The following is a 16885-nucleotide window of genomic DNA, read 5'->3' as shown; positions in this document are numbered from 1 at the left end:
CTACCTCTAACCCCCCGAGACGCCGCCCACTTACACACACAACTTGACAAGCTCCTGCGGCGGGCGCCTTCCAGGCCGAGGGAGCGCATGATCCGCCCGGTCTGATCACGGCCGATCTCCCACCCTTGCCGGCGCATCAGGGCGTGCATCTTCCGCACCCCGTAGACACCATAGTTCTCCGCGTGCAGGCGAACGATCTCCGTACCGAGCAGGCCGTCACGGACCGCCCTGGCCGAGGCGGGACGGTGTTTCGCGGCCCGATACCCGCGGGCGGTGAGAAACCCACACTCCGTCGCACGCAGCGTGCGGCAGATGGCCTCGACCCCGAAGCGATCCTTGAACGTATCCACGTACCGGATCATTTCGTCGTGGGGCGGTCGAGTTCCGCGGCGAAAAACGCGGACGCCGATCTGAGGATCTCGTTCGCACGCCGCAACTCGGCGTTCTCGCGTTTCAAGCGTTTGATCTCGGCATGATCATCCGATGTCACGCCCGGACGGACACCAGGATCGATCTCGGACTTCCGACGCCACTTCCGCAGCGTCTCAGGCCCGACACCGAGCTTGCCACCGACGTGGCGGATCGCGGCGTACTCGGTCTCATGCTCAGGCAACGCCTCCTCAAGCATCCTGAGCGCACGTTGCCGGAACTCCGGCGAGAACTGACGGGGCATGATCCATCCTCCCAAAGGAAACGGAACCAAACCCAGGGCGGATCAGAGTGGTTGTGGCGCTGGGGCACCTGGGCCAGGCCCTCTCCATTACGCCGATAGCCGCTCGTTAGCCGGCCCCGCCATCGCATCAGCGACAGTTCTTCCCCGAGGGTCGAACGAGCTCGCATTTTGACAGTATGCTGTCGAGTTGCGTAAAGTGCAGGGATGGCGACTCCGGAGATCCCTCACGATCCGTGGACGGACTTCGTGATGAGCGTGTTCGCAGTCAACGGGCTGATCATCCACGCCGGCGAGAATATCGTTGCTCCACTTGGTCAGTCATCCGCCCGGTGGCAAGTGCTCGGGCGGGCGTTCAACTCCGCGACGGTCGCGAGCATCGCGCGGGACATCGGCCATGCTCGCCAGAGCACTCAGCGCGTCGCGAACGCTCTCGTGATGGACGGTTTGCTGGAGTACCGGCCGCATCCAGGCGATCGCCGCACCCAGGTCGTGGAGTTAACCGAACACGGCAGAGAAATGCTGGAGCAGATCTACGCACGTCAAATGGACTGGTCCCGCGCCGTCGTCGAGCAGATCGGCGAACCCAGACTTGCCGAGGCGACCGCCTCACTTCGCATCATCGCCGCCCGGCTTGGTGTGCTACCCCATATCGAGATGAAAGACGTACTGTGACCAGATACATCGTCCTCTATCACGCCCCCCTCGCCGTAGCCCAACGCTTCGCGCAGGCCACCCCCGAAGAAGCCCAACTGGGTCTGCAAGCTTGGACAGATTGGGCGGAAAAGCTCGGCCCCGCACTCGTGGACCCTGGGAAGCCTCTCGGCCAATCCCATCGCGTCACCGCGAACGGGATCATCCTCGGCGACACGGACATCATCGGACTGTCGATCATTCAAGCCGCCTCGATGGACGGGGCACTCGATCTGGTGCGCGACCACCACCACCTCGCGTGGTCGGAGGACTGTACTATCACCCTTCTAGAAGAAATCGGCATCCCAGAAGTGGCCGGCGGCAGCTGAGCTGGTGATCCATCGTCGCTATCTTCATCGCGCTCTAGCGGCCAGTGGCCCGCCTGCTCGATCGCCCATTTTGGATCTGAGCTTTATGTTGCAGCACCCCGCCGCGCTTCCTTTTGTAGATCATCCGGTAGGAGGACGTCCTCGCGACGAATGAATGATTCCCCACAACCCACTTGGACACTTAACGTGAGGGCATGAACTTCGTTCCTGCCCTTTGTTCGTGTGCTTTTGCTTGTGAGGCGGGCCCGCGATGAGCCACCGTATCCTGCGCGTGTCACTACTTGAACATGGCCCGAGCATTCTGGTCGCGGCGCTCAGCTCCACATTCGCCGTCGTGCTCTTCCGGTTGTCATTCGTGCTGTCCGTCGCGAGCACGCAGGATTCGGTCGGGTCGCAATCGGGACGATCGGCCATCCTGACCGTGGTTGCCACAGCGTTCATCGTCATCGCTCTCTACGTGGGTGCCGTTGTCACAACCAACACATTCGCCACGGTGATCGCTGGCCGCACCCGCACCATCGCCCTTCTTCGCCTGCTCGGCGCGACTGCTCGCTCACAGCGAGCACACGTGGCCCGTGAAGGCCTGGTTGTCGGACTCGCGGGCGGTGTGGTGGGAGCGGTATGCGGCCTGCTGATCAGCGCGGCTGGGGTTGCGTTCTTGACGTCGACCGGATCGATTCCGGATGCTGGCTACGGATTCGTCGACCCCTCCGTCGTGGCGCCAATCATTATGGTCACCGCTACGACATGGATCGCGTCGTGGATAGGATCCCGCCGAGTGCTCACCGTGTCGCCCGTAGAAGCCATCGCCGCCAATCGCGAGTTGAGTCAAGCCGAGAGCGTCGCGCGGCGAGGCCGTCGAACGAGCGCGATCATCACCTCGGCATTAGGGCTGGTGCTACTTGGACTAGGCGTCGCCGCCGGCACAGGCAGCGCCCTCGGCTTATTGATCGCGCTTCCCGGCGGGGTACTTTCCTTCACGGGAATATTGCTAGGTGCGCATTTGATCGTCCCCTGGATGCTTCAACTCTGCGGACAGATGTTCGGCCGGTCAGCGCCTGCGATGCTCGCGCGGGCGAACGCTGTCAGGTACCCCGAACGAAGCACCCGCACCGCGTCCGGCATCATCATAGGGATCACCCTGGTATCGATGTTCTCCGTCGCCGAATCCACTTTGCTCGACGCGATCGCGACAGCTGGCAGCGACTCAGACGGTACAGAGATGGTCGTGAGTTCACTACTCAGCGCCGCGACGGGTTTAGTGGGCTTCGCCGCAGTCATCGCTGCCGTAGGAATGATGAACAATCTTTCTCTCAACGTCCTACAGCGTACCCGCGAGATCGGGCTTCTGCGGGCTCTCGGCGTCACTCGTCGACAGATCCGACAGACGATCACCATCGAGAGCGCACAGGCTGTCTTCACGGCAACCCTCATCGGCCTACTGCTGGGCACAATTTATGGATGGGTCGGGGCTCAGTCGGTGCTCGGAACGATCGGACCCGACGGCATTCTGCCGCTCTCGATACCGATACCCATGTTCGGCGCAATCGCTGCTGCTGCCTCACTTCTCGCGATCACCGCGTCTCTTGCACCCGCCAAGCGTGCGACCAACCTCTCCCCCATCCAGGCCCTCGCGGCCGAATGACATCCGAAGGCGGTGACGTCCCTCTGAGTGGTGGAGTTTCTCAACACCGTGCGAGTTCAGTTGTTGTGATTATGCCGCAGCGAGTTCTGGGATCGCGACCTCCTCTTCGGTGACGTTCAGGAGCTTCATGGAAGCTCGCTGAAGTAGCGGCGGTCGGCGCCGTCCCATTCGTCGTGCTGCTCGATCAGGACGTGCCCGGCGAGGCGGAGCAGCGCGGCGGGGTTGGGGAATGTGCCGACGACGTCGGTGCGACGTTTTATCTCCTTGTTGACCCGCTCCAGCGGATTCGTGGACCAAAACTGACGCCAATGCCCGGTGGGGAACTCGCAGAACGCGAGGATGTCGTTCTTCGCGTCTTCGAGCATCTCGGCGATCTTCGGGTGCGAGCGGGTCAGCATCCGGACAACTTCGTGGAACTGGGTGAAGACGTGCTCGGTGTCGGGTTGCGCGAAGATCGTGCGGATGATCGACGCGACCATCGGCCCGGTCGCTTTGGGCACGTTCGAGAGAACGTTGCGCATGAAATGCACCCGGCAGCGCTGCCAACTCGACCCGACGAACACCGTGTTGATCGCGGCGATCAGACCCGTATGAGCGTCCGAGATGACGAGGCGGACCCCGTCGAGCCCGCGGGCGGGTCGAACCACCGCCCCGCGACTGCGGCAGGCGTCGGTGCAGTGGAGTCGCATGGCGAGCAACGAGAGGAAGGGTAGGGGCGCGTCTCGTTGCCAGGGGAGGCGGCCATCATCCCTCAGTCGACTCGACTCCAGTTCCCACGAGCCCCAACGGGTCTGTCCCGATCTGGGCTCAGTCGCGACGAATGCTCGTCGTCGCCGAATTTCCTGCGACGCGAGAGATCGCGCGAGCAACGGTCATGACGGCAGGGCGCATCGCGGCCGGCTCGATCGACCCGGTGGCTCCAACCACGGACAGCGCGGCGATCGCCACATTGCCGGCGGCGAAGATCGGTGCCGCCACCGACGTCGCCGGTTCCGGAACGGCGCGCGTGTTGATGGCTGATCCCTCGTGGCGGGCCTGGGCGAGACGTCGGCGGAGATCGCCGCTCGTGATGACGGCGTGCTCAGGTTCAAGGGTCAGATGATGGCTGAGAACCGTCTCCTGGATGCTGCGCTCGGCGTGTGCGAGGAGGACGAGACCTACTCCGGTCGAGTGTAGGGGCACTCGCTCGCCGACTCGGTACAAGATTCGTGCCGCGCGATGCGAAGAGAGCCGTTCGATGATCATCGCCTCGAAGCCGACGCGGACAGCCAGGAGTACATGCTCTCCGGTGGCGCGGTGGAGATCCTCCATGAACGGCAAAGCGATAGCACGGAGACCATGCCCACGCGGGGCCAGCACCGCCATTTCCAGGAGGGAGAGTCCGATGGTGTATCGGCCGTCCGATGTTCGCTCGAGGGCGCCGACTGTCAGCAACTGGCGCACCAGGCGAAAGGTGGTACTCAACGGAATCGCGGAGTTCGCGCTCAATTGCGTGAGCGTGAGCGGATCGCCCTCGAAGCAATGCAGGAGGCGAAATGCGCGATCCAGGACCGGCTGACCCGTCTCGGGCTTCCGCCCCCGAGCGGCGGCGAACTCCGACTCCATGAACACATTATGCCGCTGATTGGAAGTGACCCATTCTGTCGCGATCCGAATGGGGGAGCATCCTGTCACCCCCAAGCCGACGCCGAGAAGAGGACGCATGCTCAGAACACCGGTCCTCGTTGTCGGCGGCGGCCCGGCCGGACTCGCATCCGCTGCCGAGCTCGCATTTCATGGCATCGCGAGCGTCGTTGTGGAGCCTCGCACCGATGTGGCGGTAGACCGACCGCGAGCGAAGACCACGAGCGTTCGCACGATGGAACATTTTCGGCGCTGGGGCGTCGCGCAGCAGATCCGAGCCGCGGCGGCTCTCACACCGCAATGGTCGGATCGGGTGGTCTTCTGCACGTCGGTGACGGGTGAGGTGATCACCTCGTTCTCCGATGTGTTCGGACTGGGTCCGCACACGCATGCGCTGTCGCCCGAACTCGGACAGCAAATCCCGCAACCGGTGGTCGAGAAGGTCCTGCGAGACCACCTGTCGGGCTCGCCGCTGGTCACCTTCAGATACGGCAGCAGCGTGTCCGCGATCGAGCAGTCCAGCACGGGCGTGTCGGCAGTCATCACCGGCCCGAACGGCGACCAGGAGAACGTCACGGCAGACTATCTGCTCGGCTGCGACGGAGCCACTAGCGCCGTTCGCAAAGCCCTGGGGATTCGCTATGTCGGCTCGTCCGCTCCCCGCCCCAACTTCAATGTCCTCTTCCGCACCGAAGATCTCGTACCGCCGATGGGTAACGCCGTGCACTACTGGGTGGTCGGCGGAGACACCCCCGGGGTTGTGGGTCGGCTGGATCTGGACGGCATGTGGTGGTTGATCGCCCCGGGGGTGGATGAGGACGACGGCCGGAAGCGTGTCGGCCAGATCGTCTCCAGCCTGGCAGGCCGCCCGATCCAGTACGAGATCGTATCGACCGACAGTTGGACAGCTCGACTCCTGGTCGCCGAACGCTTTCAGCATGGTCGGGTGTTCTTGGTCGGTGAGAGTGCGCACCTCAACCCGCCGTGGGGTGGCCACGGCTTCAACACCTCGATCGGTGACTCGGTCAACATCGGATGGAAGCTCGCGGCCGTGCTGAACGGCTGGGCCGCGGAGCCACTCCTGCGCAGCTATGAATCGGAGCGAAGGCCGATCGCCGAGCAAACCATCGCGATCGCCCGCGACAATATGCGCGCGTTGCCGGCCGATCTCGCCGGTCCGGCCGTGCGATCTGATGCCGCTGTCGCCATCCAAGAAAGCAAGAACTCGGAGTTCCACAGCCTCGGCCTTGTGCTCGGCTACAGCTATGCGTCTGGGGCGTCCGTCGATCCCGTCAACTACACGCCGTCGTCCGCTCCGGGGGCCCGCCTCCCCCATGCGCAATATGACGACCAGACGCCGCTGTTCGACGTCCTCGGTCCGGAGTTCACTCTTGTCGCCCCCGCTGGCACCCGACTCGATCACGTCCGCGAGCAAGCGGCCGCGCTCCGGATGCCGGTGACGTTCATCACACCGCCGGAGAACTACCCCTGGGCAGGCGACGTCCTGCTGGTGCGACCCGATCAGCACATTGCGCTGCGGGCGATATCGATCGACGACATCGACCTGCGGGCGGCCATCGGTCATGCCGCAGTCGACCTCGACACATTCCGACCGACACCGTGACGTATCAATCGAAACCGTGACGTATCAACCGAAGGAGAGAGCAATGCCACACAACCGAGCCTCGGCCAGGCCAGTCATCACCCCGGCATTTCACCACACCACGTTCCTCACAACGAGGTTGGACGCGATGGTGGAGTGGTACGGTCTCGTCGCCGGGCTGACTCCCACGTATTACGGAGAGGAGGCAGCCTGGCTGACCAACGACGCCGCCAACCACCGGATCGCGTTCCTGTCACCTCCCGGGATCAAAACCCCGGAAGACAAGGGCCACACCGCTGGGCTTCACCACACGGCGTTCGAGTACGCCGACTTCGATCAGTGGCTGGACAACTACGTTCGGCTGCGCGGTCACGAGATCGTTCCGTTCCTCACCCTCGATCACGGAATGACGATGTCGATCTACTACCAAGACCCCGACGGCAATGGCGTCGAGATCCAGGTAGACACATTCGGCGACTGGTCGAGGTCCAAGGAGTGGATGTGGGCATCCCTCGAGTTCGCGGAGAACCCGATCGGTGCGCACTTCGATCCCGACAAGCTGGTCGAGGCGCGAGAGAGTGGGCTCTCGTTTCAGGAAATCCACGCGCGAGCTCGCGCCGGGGAATATGTCCCGGCCATCATCCCCGACATCTTTCTTCCCGAGGTCTACTGATGAGGATCGGCAGCTTGCGGGGCCGGCTCGTCATCCTTGATGGCGACAGGGCGTTGGACGTGCAACGAGCCAGCGATGGGCGCTTCGACGACGACCCGCAAGCGGTATTCGAGCGGTGGGACGACTTCCTGGCGTGGGCATACCACGCACCGTTCGCGGGGGCAGCGGTGTTCGATGGCAACGATCTCGGGGCGCCGGTGCCGCAGCCCCGTCAGGTGTTCGCGATCGGTCTGAACTATGCCGATCACGCAGCAGAGAGCAGCTTCACGCTCCCGAGCGATCCCGTGGTCTTCACGAAGTTCCCCAGCTCCATCGGCGCCCCGAATACTGATGTTGAGCTGTCCGGCGACAGCGTCGACTACGAGGTGGAGCTCGTCGCGGTCATCGGGAAACGCGCCTTCCACGTCCTGGCGGAGCACGCGTGGGATCACGTTGCCGGTCTCACGATCGGCCAGGACATCAGCGACCGCGACGTGCAGTTGCGCGGTCCTGCACCGCAATTCAGTTTGGGGAAGTCGTTTCCCAACTTCGCACCCATCGGCCCGGTGGTCGTCACCGCCGACGAATTCCCCGACAGGGATGCGATCGGGCTGCGCACGGAGCTGGAGGTGGAGGGCATCCGGCAGACGAAGCAGGACGGCAACACGAGAGAGCTGATCTTCTCGGTTCCGGAACTCATTGCCCGACTCTCCGCCGTGCTGGTGCTGTACCCGGGTGACCTCATCTTCACCGGCACGCCCTCTGGCGTGGGTCTGGGTATGACTCCTCCGCAGTATCTGCACCGGGGCGAGGTGCTCATCAGCACCATCGACGGCATCGGCAGCATCCGCAATCGACTCACCTGACGCCAGCCCTCACACAGCCGAAGGAGAACGAAGATGACCTCAGCAACGATCACCAACGTCCGAGTGTTCGACGGTGGTCTCTTGAGTGCCCTCACCAGCGTCGAGATCAACGGCGAAAGCATCTCCGCCGTCGGGGCAGCGCCGCGAGGCGAGATCATCGATGGCGGGGGCGGTGTGCTGATGCCGGGTCTCATCGACTCCCATGTCCATATCGACGATGCCGGGCAGCTGCAGCAGCTGCTCGCGTACGGCGTCACGACCGCGCTCGATATGGCCAACGCCAACCCTCGGGTCACCGACTCGCTGCGAAATCTCCCCGGCCTGCCGCAGCTGTTCGGCGCGGGATTGGCAGCCAGCGCGCCCGGAGGGGTGCACACCAAGAAGATGGGGTATCCGCAACACAGTGCGGTGCAGAGCCCATCCGATGCGGAGCGCTTCGTCGCCGACCGGGTGCGGGACGGTTCGGACTACATCAAGATCATCGTCGAAGACCCGAAGATGCCCGGCACCGCATCGCTGCCACCTGCGACTCTCGCCGCGCTGGTGGACGCCGCTCACGGCGTCGCCCTGATCGTTATCGCCCATGCCGTGACGTCCGCCGCTGTCGACCTGGCCACCGACGCCGGAGCAGACGTCATTACCCATGCGCCCGTGAACCGCAGCCTCACCGCGCAGGAGGCCGGCATATTGGCGGCCCGCGATGCGGCGATCGTGCCGACGCTCACCATGCTGCAGGGCACGACGCGCGTCATCAATGCCAGACGGGTCTTTCGCATGCTACGGCGGCTGCGCATTGCGCCCCCCGTCGAGTACGCCAACGCCCGAGCCAGAGTCGCCGTGGCGCGGGCCGCCGGCGTGGCCATCGTCGTCGGCACCGACGCGAACAACGACAAAGCAGCCCCGTGGAACCCCGACTATGGGAGCTCGCTGCACGACGAGCTCGAACTGCTCGTGGACGCTGGCCTGACGCCAGCCGAGGCGCTCACGGCAGCGACGGCCACCGCAGCCCGGGTCTTCGGCCTGAGCGATCGAGGTGCGGTCCACGCGGGCTTTCGAGCCGACCTGCTCCTGCTCGACGGCGACCCCACCGCAGACATCCGAGCCACCCGTTCCATCAAGGGCGTCTGGATCGACGGCCGAAAACTCATCTGACCCTGACCTGACCTGACCCGCCACGACCCTCACCCTGACCGCCACGACCACCAACCCGCTCAAAGGAGAGAATCATGACTCACGCAATTACCCTGCACACCCCCCACGGCACCGTCACCGGCATTGAAGAGGAAGGCGGTCCCGGTCTGCCACTGCTCGTGTGCATTCCAGGGGGCAGCTACAACTCGCACTATTTCGACGTCGCAGGGCACTCCTTCCTGGATGCCGCTCACGAGGCTGGCTTCTCGGTCGTTGCGCTGGACCGCCCTGGCTACCAGGGCAGCGACCCTGTCGAGGGCGAGGTGACATTTGCGAAGAACGCGATCGTTCTGGATGCCGCCATCGCCGAACTCTGGAAACGCTACGCCGACACCGCGACCGGTGTCGTCCTCATCGGCCACTCGATGGGGGGTGCGATCGCCATCCACATGGCCGGCCAACCCCACTCCTGGCCACTGCTCGGAATCTCCGCCACCTCGATCCATACAGATGCACCTCAGCAGGTGACCGACGCGTGGAACTCCATCCCGGCCGATGCGACCATCCCGTTTTCGAAAGAGCAGCGAATCCAGTTCATGTACGGCCCCGAAGGCAGCTACGACCCTGCCGTCGTCGACGACGCAGACGTAGCGACCGAACTGATTCCCGTCGCAGAACTGCTGGAAGTCGTCGGAGGTTGGATCGCCGACTTTCCCACGCTCGCTGCGGCCGTGACCGTTCCGGTGCACTACGCGCTCGCCGAACACGAAGCGCTGTGGATCTCCACCGACGAGAACGTCACCGCCTTCGGAGACGCATTCACCGCGTCCCCGCGGGTGAAGACGCAACGCGTCAGCGGAGCAGGCCACAACCTCGATCACCACAGCAACTCGGCGGAGCTGCACGCGTGTCAGCTCGAGTTCGCAAGCTCCCTGTCGGCGTAGCAGCCACAGCGGCAGGCCCGGGGGGCGTCCCCAATCTGCACCGCTTGCGCCGCCTCGGCGGCGGTCTTCACGCATCGGTCGAGACCGACCCGATGACTGCGTTCACTAGGCGACGTGAGGAACCAGGGGTGGCCGGGACGCGCCCAAGAGCTCGGACCACCGTCGCACCCGTCAGAGCCTCACCGATCTCCTGCATCGGCGTATCGCTGCGCAGCTCCCCTGCAGCCATGGCGGCTTCCAGTCGCCCGGTGAGAGAGGATGTCGCGCCGAGACTGCCATACAAGCGGCGTGCCACGTCGACATTCTCCGCCGCGGCGGCGACGAGCGACCGGAAGAGGGTTGCGCCCAGCGGCTGCTCGATCAGTTCGTCGATCTCCTCGAGCCACGCGATGAGGTCGGAACGCACGTCGCCGGTGTCTCGGGGGCCCAGTCGTTCGGGTAGCAGCAGACCCTCCAGAAGACACTCGGCAACGAGAGCTCCCTTTGACGGCCACCAGCGATAAATGGTCTGCTTCCCGACACCAGCCTCTGCCGCGACGCCTTCGATAGTGAGATGTTCATAACCGCGGAGGGCGAAGAGACGCGCCGTCGCCCCGAGGATCGCCCTTCTGGCCGCCTCGCTGCGCACCGCGCCACGTCGCCCGTCAGACATGCTCTCATCTTACTCATCAACACAAGACGAACCGTTTCGTGTTACTGTCCATGTAACGAGACGAACCGTTCCGTAGTAATTTCCCAACCTTCTTAAAATGGACGACACCGTGGCTGAACTCCTCTACCGGTTGGGCAAGCTCGCGGCGCGGCGCGCGTGGATCGTGGTCGGAGTTTGGGCGCTCGTCGTGGTTATCGCCGCCATCGGTTTCGCCGTCGGGTTCAAGGGGCTCTCGGCAAGCTTCGACATCCCGGGCACGGCATCTGGAGCAGTCACCGACGAGCTCCAGCACAAGCTTCCCGACTTCGGCGGCGCATCGGGAACCGTCGTCTTCGAGACCGCCGACGGCTCGGCGTTCACCAGTGAGCAGCAGAGCGAGATCAACGCTCTGGTACGGGATGCCGCTGATCTGCCGGACGTGGCCGCGGTCGTCGACCCGTTCGACACCGAGAAGCAGCGCGCCGATCAGGAGCAGCAACTCGTCGACGGCCGTCAGCAGCTCGACGCGGGTAGTGCGCAGCTCGACGCGAGCCAAGCGCAGCTCGACGCCGGTCAGGCGCAGCTCAACGCCGGCAGGGCACAGCTCGACGCGGCGCGCCAGCAGGCGGTCGCCGCTGGTGCCCCGCCCGAGCAGGTTGCCACCCTCGACGCGCAGAAGGTCGGCCTCGACGCCCAACAGGCGCAGCTGACCGCGGGGCAAGCGAAACTCGAGGACTCCCGCGCGGAGCTAGAGACGCAAACCACGACGCTCGACAACGGCGCCTCGCTCTCGGATCTGTCACGGGGCATTCGCACCGTGTCCGAAGACGGATCGACCGCGGTCGTGAATATCGCGTACAGCCCGACGCGCACCGAGCTGTCGCAGGCGTCGAAGGACGCAACCATCGAGTACTTCGAAGCTGCGTCCATCGACGGCGTCGACGTATCCATCTCGACCGATATCGCGATGGCCGCTCCACAGATCTTGGGTGTCGGTGAGGTCGTCGGTGTGGTGTTCGCCGCGATCGCGCTGCTGGTGATGCTGGGCTCTATCATCGCCGCCGCGCTTCCGCTCGTGACCGCGCTCCTCGGCGTCATCATCGGCATCCTCGGGACGCTGGCCTTCTCGGGTGTCACGCAGATGGCTTCCATCACGCCGTTCCTCGGTCTCATGCTCGGACTCGCCGTCGGCATCGACTACTCGCTGTTCATCATCAACAGACACCGGAAACAACTGCTGCAAGGGGCTGAGCCGCGAGAATCCATCGGCCTCGCCAATGGAACTGCAGGCAACGCGGTGGTCTTCGCAGGCGCGACGGTGGTCGTGGCGCTGGTCGCTCTCAACGTGACGGGGATCCCCTTCCTCGGGCTGATGGGCACCGTCGGAGCCATCGTCGTCGCGATCGCCGTGCTCATCGCCATCACCCTCACCCCGGCGATCCTCGGTCTTCTCGGCACCCGCGTCCTGAGCCGGCGTTCGCGTGCCCGCATGGGCAGGATTCACCACGGAATGACCAAAGCGAAGCCGATGCCCACCTGGCGCGCGATCGTCACGGTCGTCTTCGTGTCCGCGGCACTGCTGATCGTCGCCGTCCCGGGGCTCTCGATGCGGGTCGGGCTGCCGGATGGCGGCTCCGAGCCCGTCGAGTCCACCGCCTACGTCGCCTACTCGACGACAGAGCGGGAATTCGGAGCCGGTGCCAACGGGCCACTGCTCGTCACCGCCCAACTTCCGGCGGGACTGAACGACGATCAGTTGCTGCAGGCAACGGTCGACGTTGCACAGGCGATAGCCGACCTCGACGACGTGGTGGCCGTCGCGCCCATCGCCGTCTCCGACGACAACCTGCTCGCCGCATTCCAGGTGGTGCCGGCGCACGGTCCGAACAGCGTGTCGACCGAGAACCTCGTCGTCGAGCTGCGTGGAATGGATCCCGTTGACGGCGACATCACCATCAGCGTCGCGGGCGCCGCGGCCAGCAACATCGACATCTCGGAGAAGCTCGCCGCCGTCCTGCCGACCTACCTCGCGGTGGTCATCGGGCTCTCGCTGATCATCATGGTCCTGGTGTTCCGCTCGATCTTGGTTCCGCTCATCGCCACCGGTGGGTTCATCCTGTCGCTGTTCGCCACCTTCGGCGCGATCGTCGCCGTGTTCCAGTGGGGATGGGGCGCCGATGCGCTCGGCATCCATACCGGACCCATCCTGAGCTTTCTCCCGGTGCTGTTGGTAGGCATCCTGTTCGGACTGGCGATGGACTACCAACTGTTCCTGGGATCGGGGATGCGCGAGGCGTACGTGCACGGCGACGGCGCCCGAGTCGCCGTTGTGCGCGGACTACGCTCAGGCCGCAGTGTCGTCACAGCCGCCGGCCTCATCATGGTCTCGGTGTTCGGCGGATTCATCTTCTCGGAATCGACCATGATCCGCTCCATCGGCTTCGGCCTCGCTCTCGGAGTACTCCTCGACGCGTTCGTCGTGCGGATGCTGCTCATGCCTGCACTCATGCACCTGCTCGGAAAGTCCGCGTGGTGGATTCCACGGTGGCTCGACCGCATCCTGCCCAACGTTGACGTGGAGGGCGCATCGCTGCGATCCCAACACCCCGCCCCACCCGAAGCGGATTCACCCCGGGCGCTGCAGCCAGCTCACCGATGAGGTCGACACCGTGTCAATCGCGGGCTTGTGGACGTCGCCGACAGACGTGAATTCGAACATCGCCGAGGTGCGTCGTCAGGACCGACGCTTGTCGAGAAAGTGGCGTACTTCGACATCGATTTCGAGGTCTTCCGGAGCGCAGGGTACGGGGAGCGAGACCACGTCCCTTAGCGTCGGAGCACCTCTCTGCGCACCTGCCGGCGCCGCAACGCCCGAGGCTCGCCCTTCCAACACGACCAGAAGGTCGGTCTATCGACCGCGACCGCACAGCGCCCTCGACGCTAGCGCCCTCGACACTAAACCCAGCGAGGGATGCCGCGCTCCCGGCGAAGAGCGAGCCCTGTCGTGACGAGCCCGAACACGGTCGTGGGCACCGCGCCAGCGGCGAGGTCGGCGCGCACCAGCGGGGTTTCCGCATCGAATTCGCCGGTCACCTGATTGACGTTGTACCCGCCTTCGGTGAAGCTGAGCGAGACGATCGTGATGGCGGGGATCGGCGAGTTTCTCGATCACCGCCTGGGATCATCGGGGGCGAAGAGGTACTCGACGATGCTGCCGATCACCCGCGCTTCCTGTGTTCCGTCGGGGTGCTTGTAGACGAGCATGTACAGCCCGTCCTGTCTGGCTATCACCCCCTGCATGCGGGCATCGACCGGGAGCACGCCGATCCCACAGATGCCCAGTCCGTGGCTTCGCCGTCGTTAATGAGCTGATCCATCGCTATGGCCTGGTGCGCCCGGTGGAATCCCTCGACGCCAAAGTGTACGCCGCCCGGCGGTACCAGTGATCGGTGCTAGCGGGTAGATGACACCTCGGACACGTAGAATGGTGCGGCAGGGTGTTCGAGAACGAGGGCGCTGAGAGGCACGGTCATGGCGGCGATCCGATCGGAGTTATGCGTGTGAGAAAGGCGCTGCGGTCGATGCCCGGACGACAAGCTTGAATGGGACCGTGACGTCGTCCACCAGCTCGCTCTGTCCGGAGACGAGGGCGAGCAGACGGTCAACCGTTGTCGCGGCGAGCTCTGCCGTGTCGGGAGAGATCGTTGTCAGCGGGGGGACAGCGTACCCGGCTTCGGCGATGTCGTCCCATCCAACGACGGCGACATCTTCGGGAATGCGTCTGCGCTCCTGATGCAGGGCGCTCATCGCGCCGATTGCGAGTGTGTCGTTGAAGCAAAACAGCGCATCGAATTGCACTCCGGTATGCAGGAGCTTCTGAACAGCCTGATAACCGTCCGCGGCAGACCAGGTCTCGACCGGGATCCGTAGCTCAGGCGGGGCACCGACGCCGGCATCGCGCAGCGCGTCCAGGTAGCCCTGAGTGCGGCGTAGACCTGGACCACTGTTGCTGGATGTGGGCGAGGTTGCGGCGATCGCAGCGATGCGGGTGCGGCCCATACCCAAAAGATGCTCTGTCGCGGTACGCGCGGCCGCCACATTGTCGATGGACACGTGTACGTAGGCACCCTGCACGCTCCGACCATCCAATTCGATCCGTTCACCGAGCAGGACAGTCGGCACGCGGTCTTTGTATGGAGTGAGATCCTCGGCGGTGATCGCGATCGGGTTGATGATCAAACCGTCGATCATCGCGCCCGGATAGCCGGCTAGGACGCTGAGTTCGCGCAGTCTGGTTCCGCCGGTCTGCTCGATCAGCAGCACGTTTTCACGGGCTGCGGCTTCCTGCTGGATGAGGTTGGCTAGTTCGGCGAAGTATGGTGCGGCGATCTCCGGGATGGCGAGGGCGATGAGATTCGATTGACCGCCTCGGAGTTTGCGGGCGGTGACGTTGGGCTTGTATGCCAGCATATCGATGGCCCGGAGAACCTTTTCACGGGTTTCCGGCTTGACGTGGATGTAGTCGTTGACGACGTTGGAGACCGTTCGCTGAGACACATTCGCCAGCGCAGCCACGTCGCGCATGCTTGCGCGCATAACGCTTCCTCTGTTTTGGTCGATCGGTTGCCTTTCAGCGTACGGTGACCGTGAGATCCGAAGATCCGACCGACGCGGACGGGTGCCCGCGCCGGCCGGATCGTAAGGTCAGCCGCCGAGTGCAGCGTCGATCTGGCCGTTGCCGTTCGTCAGCGCCTCATCGATGTCGGCGTCCTGGAACCAGATCGACTCGACTGACTGAACCGCGATCTTCTCTACGGCCGGCCAGTTCTGGATGTGCGGCAGTGTTACGGTCGCGTCCGCGGCGGTCGACGCGTAGTTCGCCCGCTGCGGTGCGTTCTGGTACTCCGCTGAGTCGAGCACCGAGGTGCGGGCGGCGATGTGTCCTGTTCCGAGGGCCCAGGCGACATCATTGGCGTAGAGGTACGAGATGAACTCCAGTGCCGCCCGATACTTCACCGGGTTCTGGTCCTTCTGCACCGGGATCGCCCAGGTGTGCTGGTTGGCCCAGCCGTTGGGCTCTCCGTACAGGTTGGGGAAGGTGTGTGCCTGGTAGTTGAACGGTGCCGTGTCTACCAGCGTGTTCACCACCCACGTGCCGTTGTACAGCATCGCGACGTCCCCGTTGATGAAGCTCTGATTGGCGGCGTCGTAGGTCTGGTTGCCGTCGGTGTAGCCTCCGTCCACGAGCGCGTCTTCCAGCTCGATCGCCGTCTTCGCTTCGGTGCTGTCGAGGTTGCCGGAGCTTAGATCATCGCTGAGGATGGAGCTGCCCTGCTGCATGATCATCGAGTTCACGAAGTGCCAGCCGAGGTTGTCACTCACACGCGGAATTGCGAGGAACTCCTTGCCCGTGGTCTGCTTGACCTTAGCGGCGTCGGCAAGGAATTCCGCCTCTGAGGTGGGCAGCTTCGGGTTGCCGTCTGCGTCTACGAGGCCGGCTTCCTTGAAGATGTCGACGTTCACGTGCGCGAGCGCCGCGTGATAATCGAACGGGACCGCGTAGGTGACGCCGTCGGACTGCACGGCTTCTTGCTCGACGGGAAGCGCATCGCTCAAGTCGATGTCCGCGGCCTCGGCGATGTCATCGAGGGGAAGAAGAAGGTTGCGTTCGGCATAGTCGGGGAGGCTCTGCCCGTGCATGACGGTGACGTCGGGCGGCGTGCCTCCCGCGATGGAGGCGTTAAGCTGGTCGTAGAACGAGTCCCATGCGGCGCCGCCGAGTCGTTCGACAGTGATTCCAAATTCGTTGTCGGCGTTGAATTTGTTCATCAGCGTGGTGAGCGTGGCGCACTCCCCGACCGCGTTAGCCAGGTCGGTGTTATCGCCGACCTCGTCGTCGCAGTTGCCGAAGAAGTGGGCGAACTCGATTTTGGTGCCATTGAGCTGCTCAGTGGTGACGTCGTTGATGCTCGCGGCAAGGTCCTCGCCGCTGCCACCGCCTGTCGTGGTGCCGCCGGAGCAGCCCGCCAGCAGCAGTGCTGCGGTGGTGACCGCCGCAAGGGCGGGGATTCGGGTCTTCATGGTCTTTCTTCTCCTTG

Annotated in this window: 17 protein-coding genes and 2 pseudogenes; 9 read left to right on the top strand and 10 right to left on the bottom strand. The window is 64.3% G+C overall.

From position 1 onward, the window contains the following. On the bottom strand, nucleotides 1–350 hold a 350-nt coding region (locus ACFE6Z_RS13305), incomplete at its 3' end, for an IS3 family transposase (RefSeq protein ID WP_375386171.1). Between the two features lie 8 nt (nucleotides 351–358). Beyond that, a complete protein-coding gene (locus ACFE6Z_RS13300; protein ID WP_375386170.1) occupies nucleotides 359–673 on the bottom strand; it encodes a transposase in 315 nt (104 codons plus the stop codon). A 204-nt stretch (nucleotides 674–877) separates the two neighbouring features. Between ACFE6Z_RS13300 and ACFE6Z_RS13295 the strand changes: the two genes are divergently transcribed. From ACFE6Z_RS13295 to ACFE6Z_RS13285, 3 genes are all read left to right on the top strand, one after another. Beyond that, nucleotides 878–1345: a MarR family winged helix-turn-helix transcriptional regulator gene (locus ACFE6Z_RS13295; RefSeq protein WP_375386169.1), complete on the top strand. Its 468-nt coding sequence runs from the start codon at nucleotides 878–880 to the stop codon at nucleotides 1343–1345. Beyond that, complete coding sequence (locus tag ACFE6Z_RS13290; protein WP_375386168.1) at nucleotides 1342–1692, top strand: hypothetical protein; 351 nt, start codon at nucleotides 1342–1344, stop codon at nucleotides 1690–1692. Before ACFE6Z_RS13295 ends, ACFE6Z_RS13290 begins: the two co-directional genes overlap by 4 nt. 334 nt (nucleotides 1693–2026) lie before the next feature. Further along, nucleotides 2027–3337 (top strand): FtsX-like permease family protein, encoded by a 1311-nt coding sequence (locus tag ACFE6Z_RS13285; RefSeq protein ID WP_375386167.1) that lies wholly within the window; start codon nucleotides 2027–2029, stop codon nucleotides 3335–3337. A gap of 137 nt (nucleotides 3338–3474) precedes the next feature. On the opposite strand, the pseudogene ACFE6Z_RS13280 reads toward ACFE6Z_RS13285, so the two are convergent. The 3 genes and pseudogenes from ACFE6Z_RS13280 to ACFE6Z_RS13270 all read right to left on the bottom strand — a co-directional run. Next, nucleotides 3475–3972: pseudogene (locus ACFE6Z_RS13280) on the bottom strand (transposase); the annotation flags it as partial. A 172-nt stretch (nucleotides 3973–4144) separates the two neighbouring features. Continuing rightward, nucleotides 4145–4648 carry an IclR family transcriptional regulator gene (locus ACFE6Z_RS13275; RefSeq protein WP_375386172.1) on the bottom strand — a complete coding sequence of 168 codons (504 nt, stop codon included), beginning with the start codon at nucleotides 4646–4648 and terminating at the stop codon, nucleotides 4145–4147. Between the two features lie 108 nt (nucleotides 4649–4756). Next, nucleotides 4757–4942 (bottom strand): annotated as a pseudogene (locus tag ACFE6Z_RS13270) (helix-turn-helix domain-containing protein); the annotation flags it as partial. A 97-nt stretch (nucleotides 4943–5039) separates the two neighbouring features. Between ACFE6Z_RS13270 and ACFE6Z_RS13265 the strand changes: the two are divergent. From ACFE6Z_RS13265 to ACFE6Z_RS13245, 5 genes are all read left to right on the top strand, one after another. Next, nucleotides 5040–6584: an FAD-dependent monooxygenase gene (locus ACFE6Z_RS13265; RefSeq protein WP_375386166.1), complete on the top strand. Its 1545-nt coding sequence runs from the start codon at nucleotides 5040–5042 to the stop codon at nucleotides 6582–6584. Between the two features lie 43 nt (nucleotides 6585–6627). Beyond that, entirely contained in the window at nucleotides 6628–7236 is a 609-nt protein-coding gene (locus ACFE6Z_RS13260; protein ID WP_375386165.1) for a VOC family protein, read from the top strand. Between the two features lie 59 nt (nucleotides 7237–7295). Next, nucleotides 7296–8081 (top strand): fumarylacetoacetate hydrolase family protein, encoded by a 786-nt coding sequence (locus ACFE6Z_RS13255; protein WP_375386164.1) that lies wholly within the window; start codon nucleotides 7296–7298, stop codon nucleotides 8079–8081. 33 nt (nucleotides 8082–8114) lie between these two features. Further along, nucleotides 8115–9233 (top strand): amidohydrolase family protein, encoded by a 1119-nt coding sequence (locus ACFE6Z_RS13250; RefSeq protein WP_375386163.1) that lies wholly within the window; start codon nucleotides 8115–8117, stop codon nucleotides 9231–9233. 74 nt (nucleotides 9234–9307) lie between these two features. After that, entirely contained in the window at nucleotides 9308–10156 is an 849-nt protein-coding gene (locus ACFE6Z_RS13245) for an alpha/beta hydrolase (RefSeq protein WP_375386162.1), read from the top strand. A 67-nt stretch (nucleotides 10157–10223) separates the two neighbouring features. Here the strand turns inward: ACFE6Z_RS13245 and ACFE6Z_RS13240 are convergent, their stop codons facing one another. Further along, nucleotides 10224–10784, bottom strand: coding sequence for a TetR/AcrR family transcriptional regulator (locus tag ACFE6Z_RS13240; protein WP_375386161.1), 561 nt, complete (start codon nucleotides 10782–10784; stop codon nucleotides 10224–10226). Nucleotides 10785–10905: 121 nt separating this feature from the next. On the opposite strand from ACFE6Z_RS13240, the gene ACFE6Z_RS13235 reads away from it, so the two are divergent. Then, the gene (locus ACFE6Z_RS13235) at nucleotides 10906–13446 is read left to right on the top strand and encodes an MMPL family transporter (protein WP_375386160.1); all 2541 of its coding nucleotides are present in this window, start codon (nucleotides 10906–10908) and stop codon (nucleotides 13444–13446) included. 296 nt (nucleotides 13447–13742) lie between these two features. Here ACFE6Z_RS13235 and ACFE6Z_RS13230 read toward each other — a convergent pair whose 3' ends face one another. The 4 genes from ACFE6Z_RS13230 to ACFE6Z_RS13215 form a co-directional block, all read right to left on the bottom strand. Further along, the gene (locus ACFE6Z_RS13230) at nucleotides 13743–13880 is read right to left on the bottom strand and encodes a hypothetical protein (RefSeq protein WP_375386159.1); all 138 of its coding nucleotides are present in this window, start codon (nucleotides 13878–13880) and stop codon (nucleotides 13743–13745) included. Nucleotides 13881–13955: 75 nt separating this feature from the next. Next, on the bottom strand, nucleotides 13956–14108 hold the full coding sequence (locus ACFE6Z_RS13225) for a hypothetical protein (RefSeq protein ID WP_375386158.1): 153 nt from the start codon (nucleotides 14106–14108) through the stop codon (nucleotides 13956–13958). A gap of 231 nt (nucleotides 14109–14339) precedes the next feature. Continuing rightward, the gene (locus tag ACFE6Z_RS13220; RefSeq protein WP_375386157.1) at nucleotides 14340–15362 is read right to left on the bottom strand and encodes a LacI family DNA-binding transcriptional regulator; all 1023 of its coding nucleotides are present in this window, start codon (nucleotides 15360–15362) and stop codon (nucleotides 14340–14342) included. 129 nt (nucleotides 15363–15491) lie between these two features. Continuing rightward, nucleotides 15492–16868: an extracellular solute-binding protein gene (locus ACFE6Z_RS13215; RefSeq protein WP_375386156.1), complete on the bottom strand. Its 1377-nt coding sequence runs from the start codon at nucleotides 16866–16868 to the stop codon at nucleotides 15492–15494. Nucleotides 16869–16885: the final 17 nt, after the last annotated feature.

Source organism: uncultured Microbacterium sp., assembly GCF_964244775.1.
GTDB lineage: Bacteria > Actinomycetota > Actinomycetes > Actinomycetales > Microbacteriaceae > Microbacterium.
Note: the sequence above shows the minus strand (reverse complement) of the source record. Positions and strands in the feature narration are given on the sequence as shown.

Coding starts and splice junctions, on each gene's coding strand:
- ACFE6Z_RS13260 (WP_375386165.1), top strand. CDS start 6,628: ATGCCACACAACCGAGCCTCGGCCAGGCCAGTCATCACCCCGGCATTT.
- ACFE6Z_RS13250 (WP_375386163.1), top strand. CDS start 8,115: ATGACCTCAGCAACGATCACCAACGTCCGAGTGTTCGACGGTGGTCTC.
- ACFE6Z_RS13295 (WP_375386169.1), top strand. CDS start 878: ATGGCGACTCCGGAGATCCCTCACGATCCGTGGACGGACTTCGTGATG.
- ACFE6Z_RS13235 (WP_375386160.1), top strand. CDS start 10,906: ATGGACGACACCGTGGCTGAACTCCTCTACCGGTTGGGCAAGCTCGCG.
- ACFE6Z_RS13275 (WP_375386172.1), bottom strand. CDS start 4,648: ATGGAGGATCTCCACCGCGCCACCGGAGAGCATGTACTCCTGGCTGTC.
- ACFE6Z_RS13300 (WP_375386170.1), bottom strand. CDS start 673: ATGCCCCGTCAGTTCTCGCCGGAGTTCCGGCAACGTGCGCTCAGGATG.
- ACFE6Z_RS13245 (WP_375386162.1), top strand. CDS start 9,308: ATGACTCACGCAATTACCCTGCACACCCCCCACGGCACCGTCACCGGC.
- ACFE6Z_RS13215 (WP_375386156.1), bottom strand. CDS start 16,868: ATGAAGACCCGAATCCCCGCCCTTGCGGCGGTCACCACCGCAGCACTG.
- ACFE6Z_RS13265 (WP_375386166.1), top strand. CDS start 5,040: ATGCTCAGAACACCGGTCCTCGTTGTCGGCGGCGGCCCGGCCGGACTC.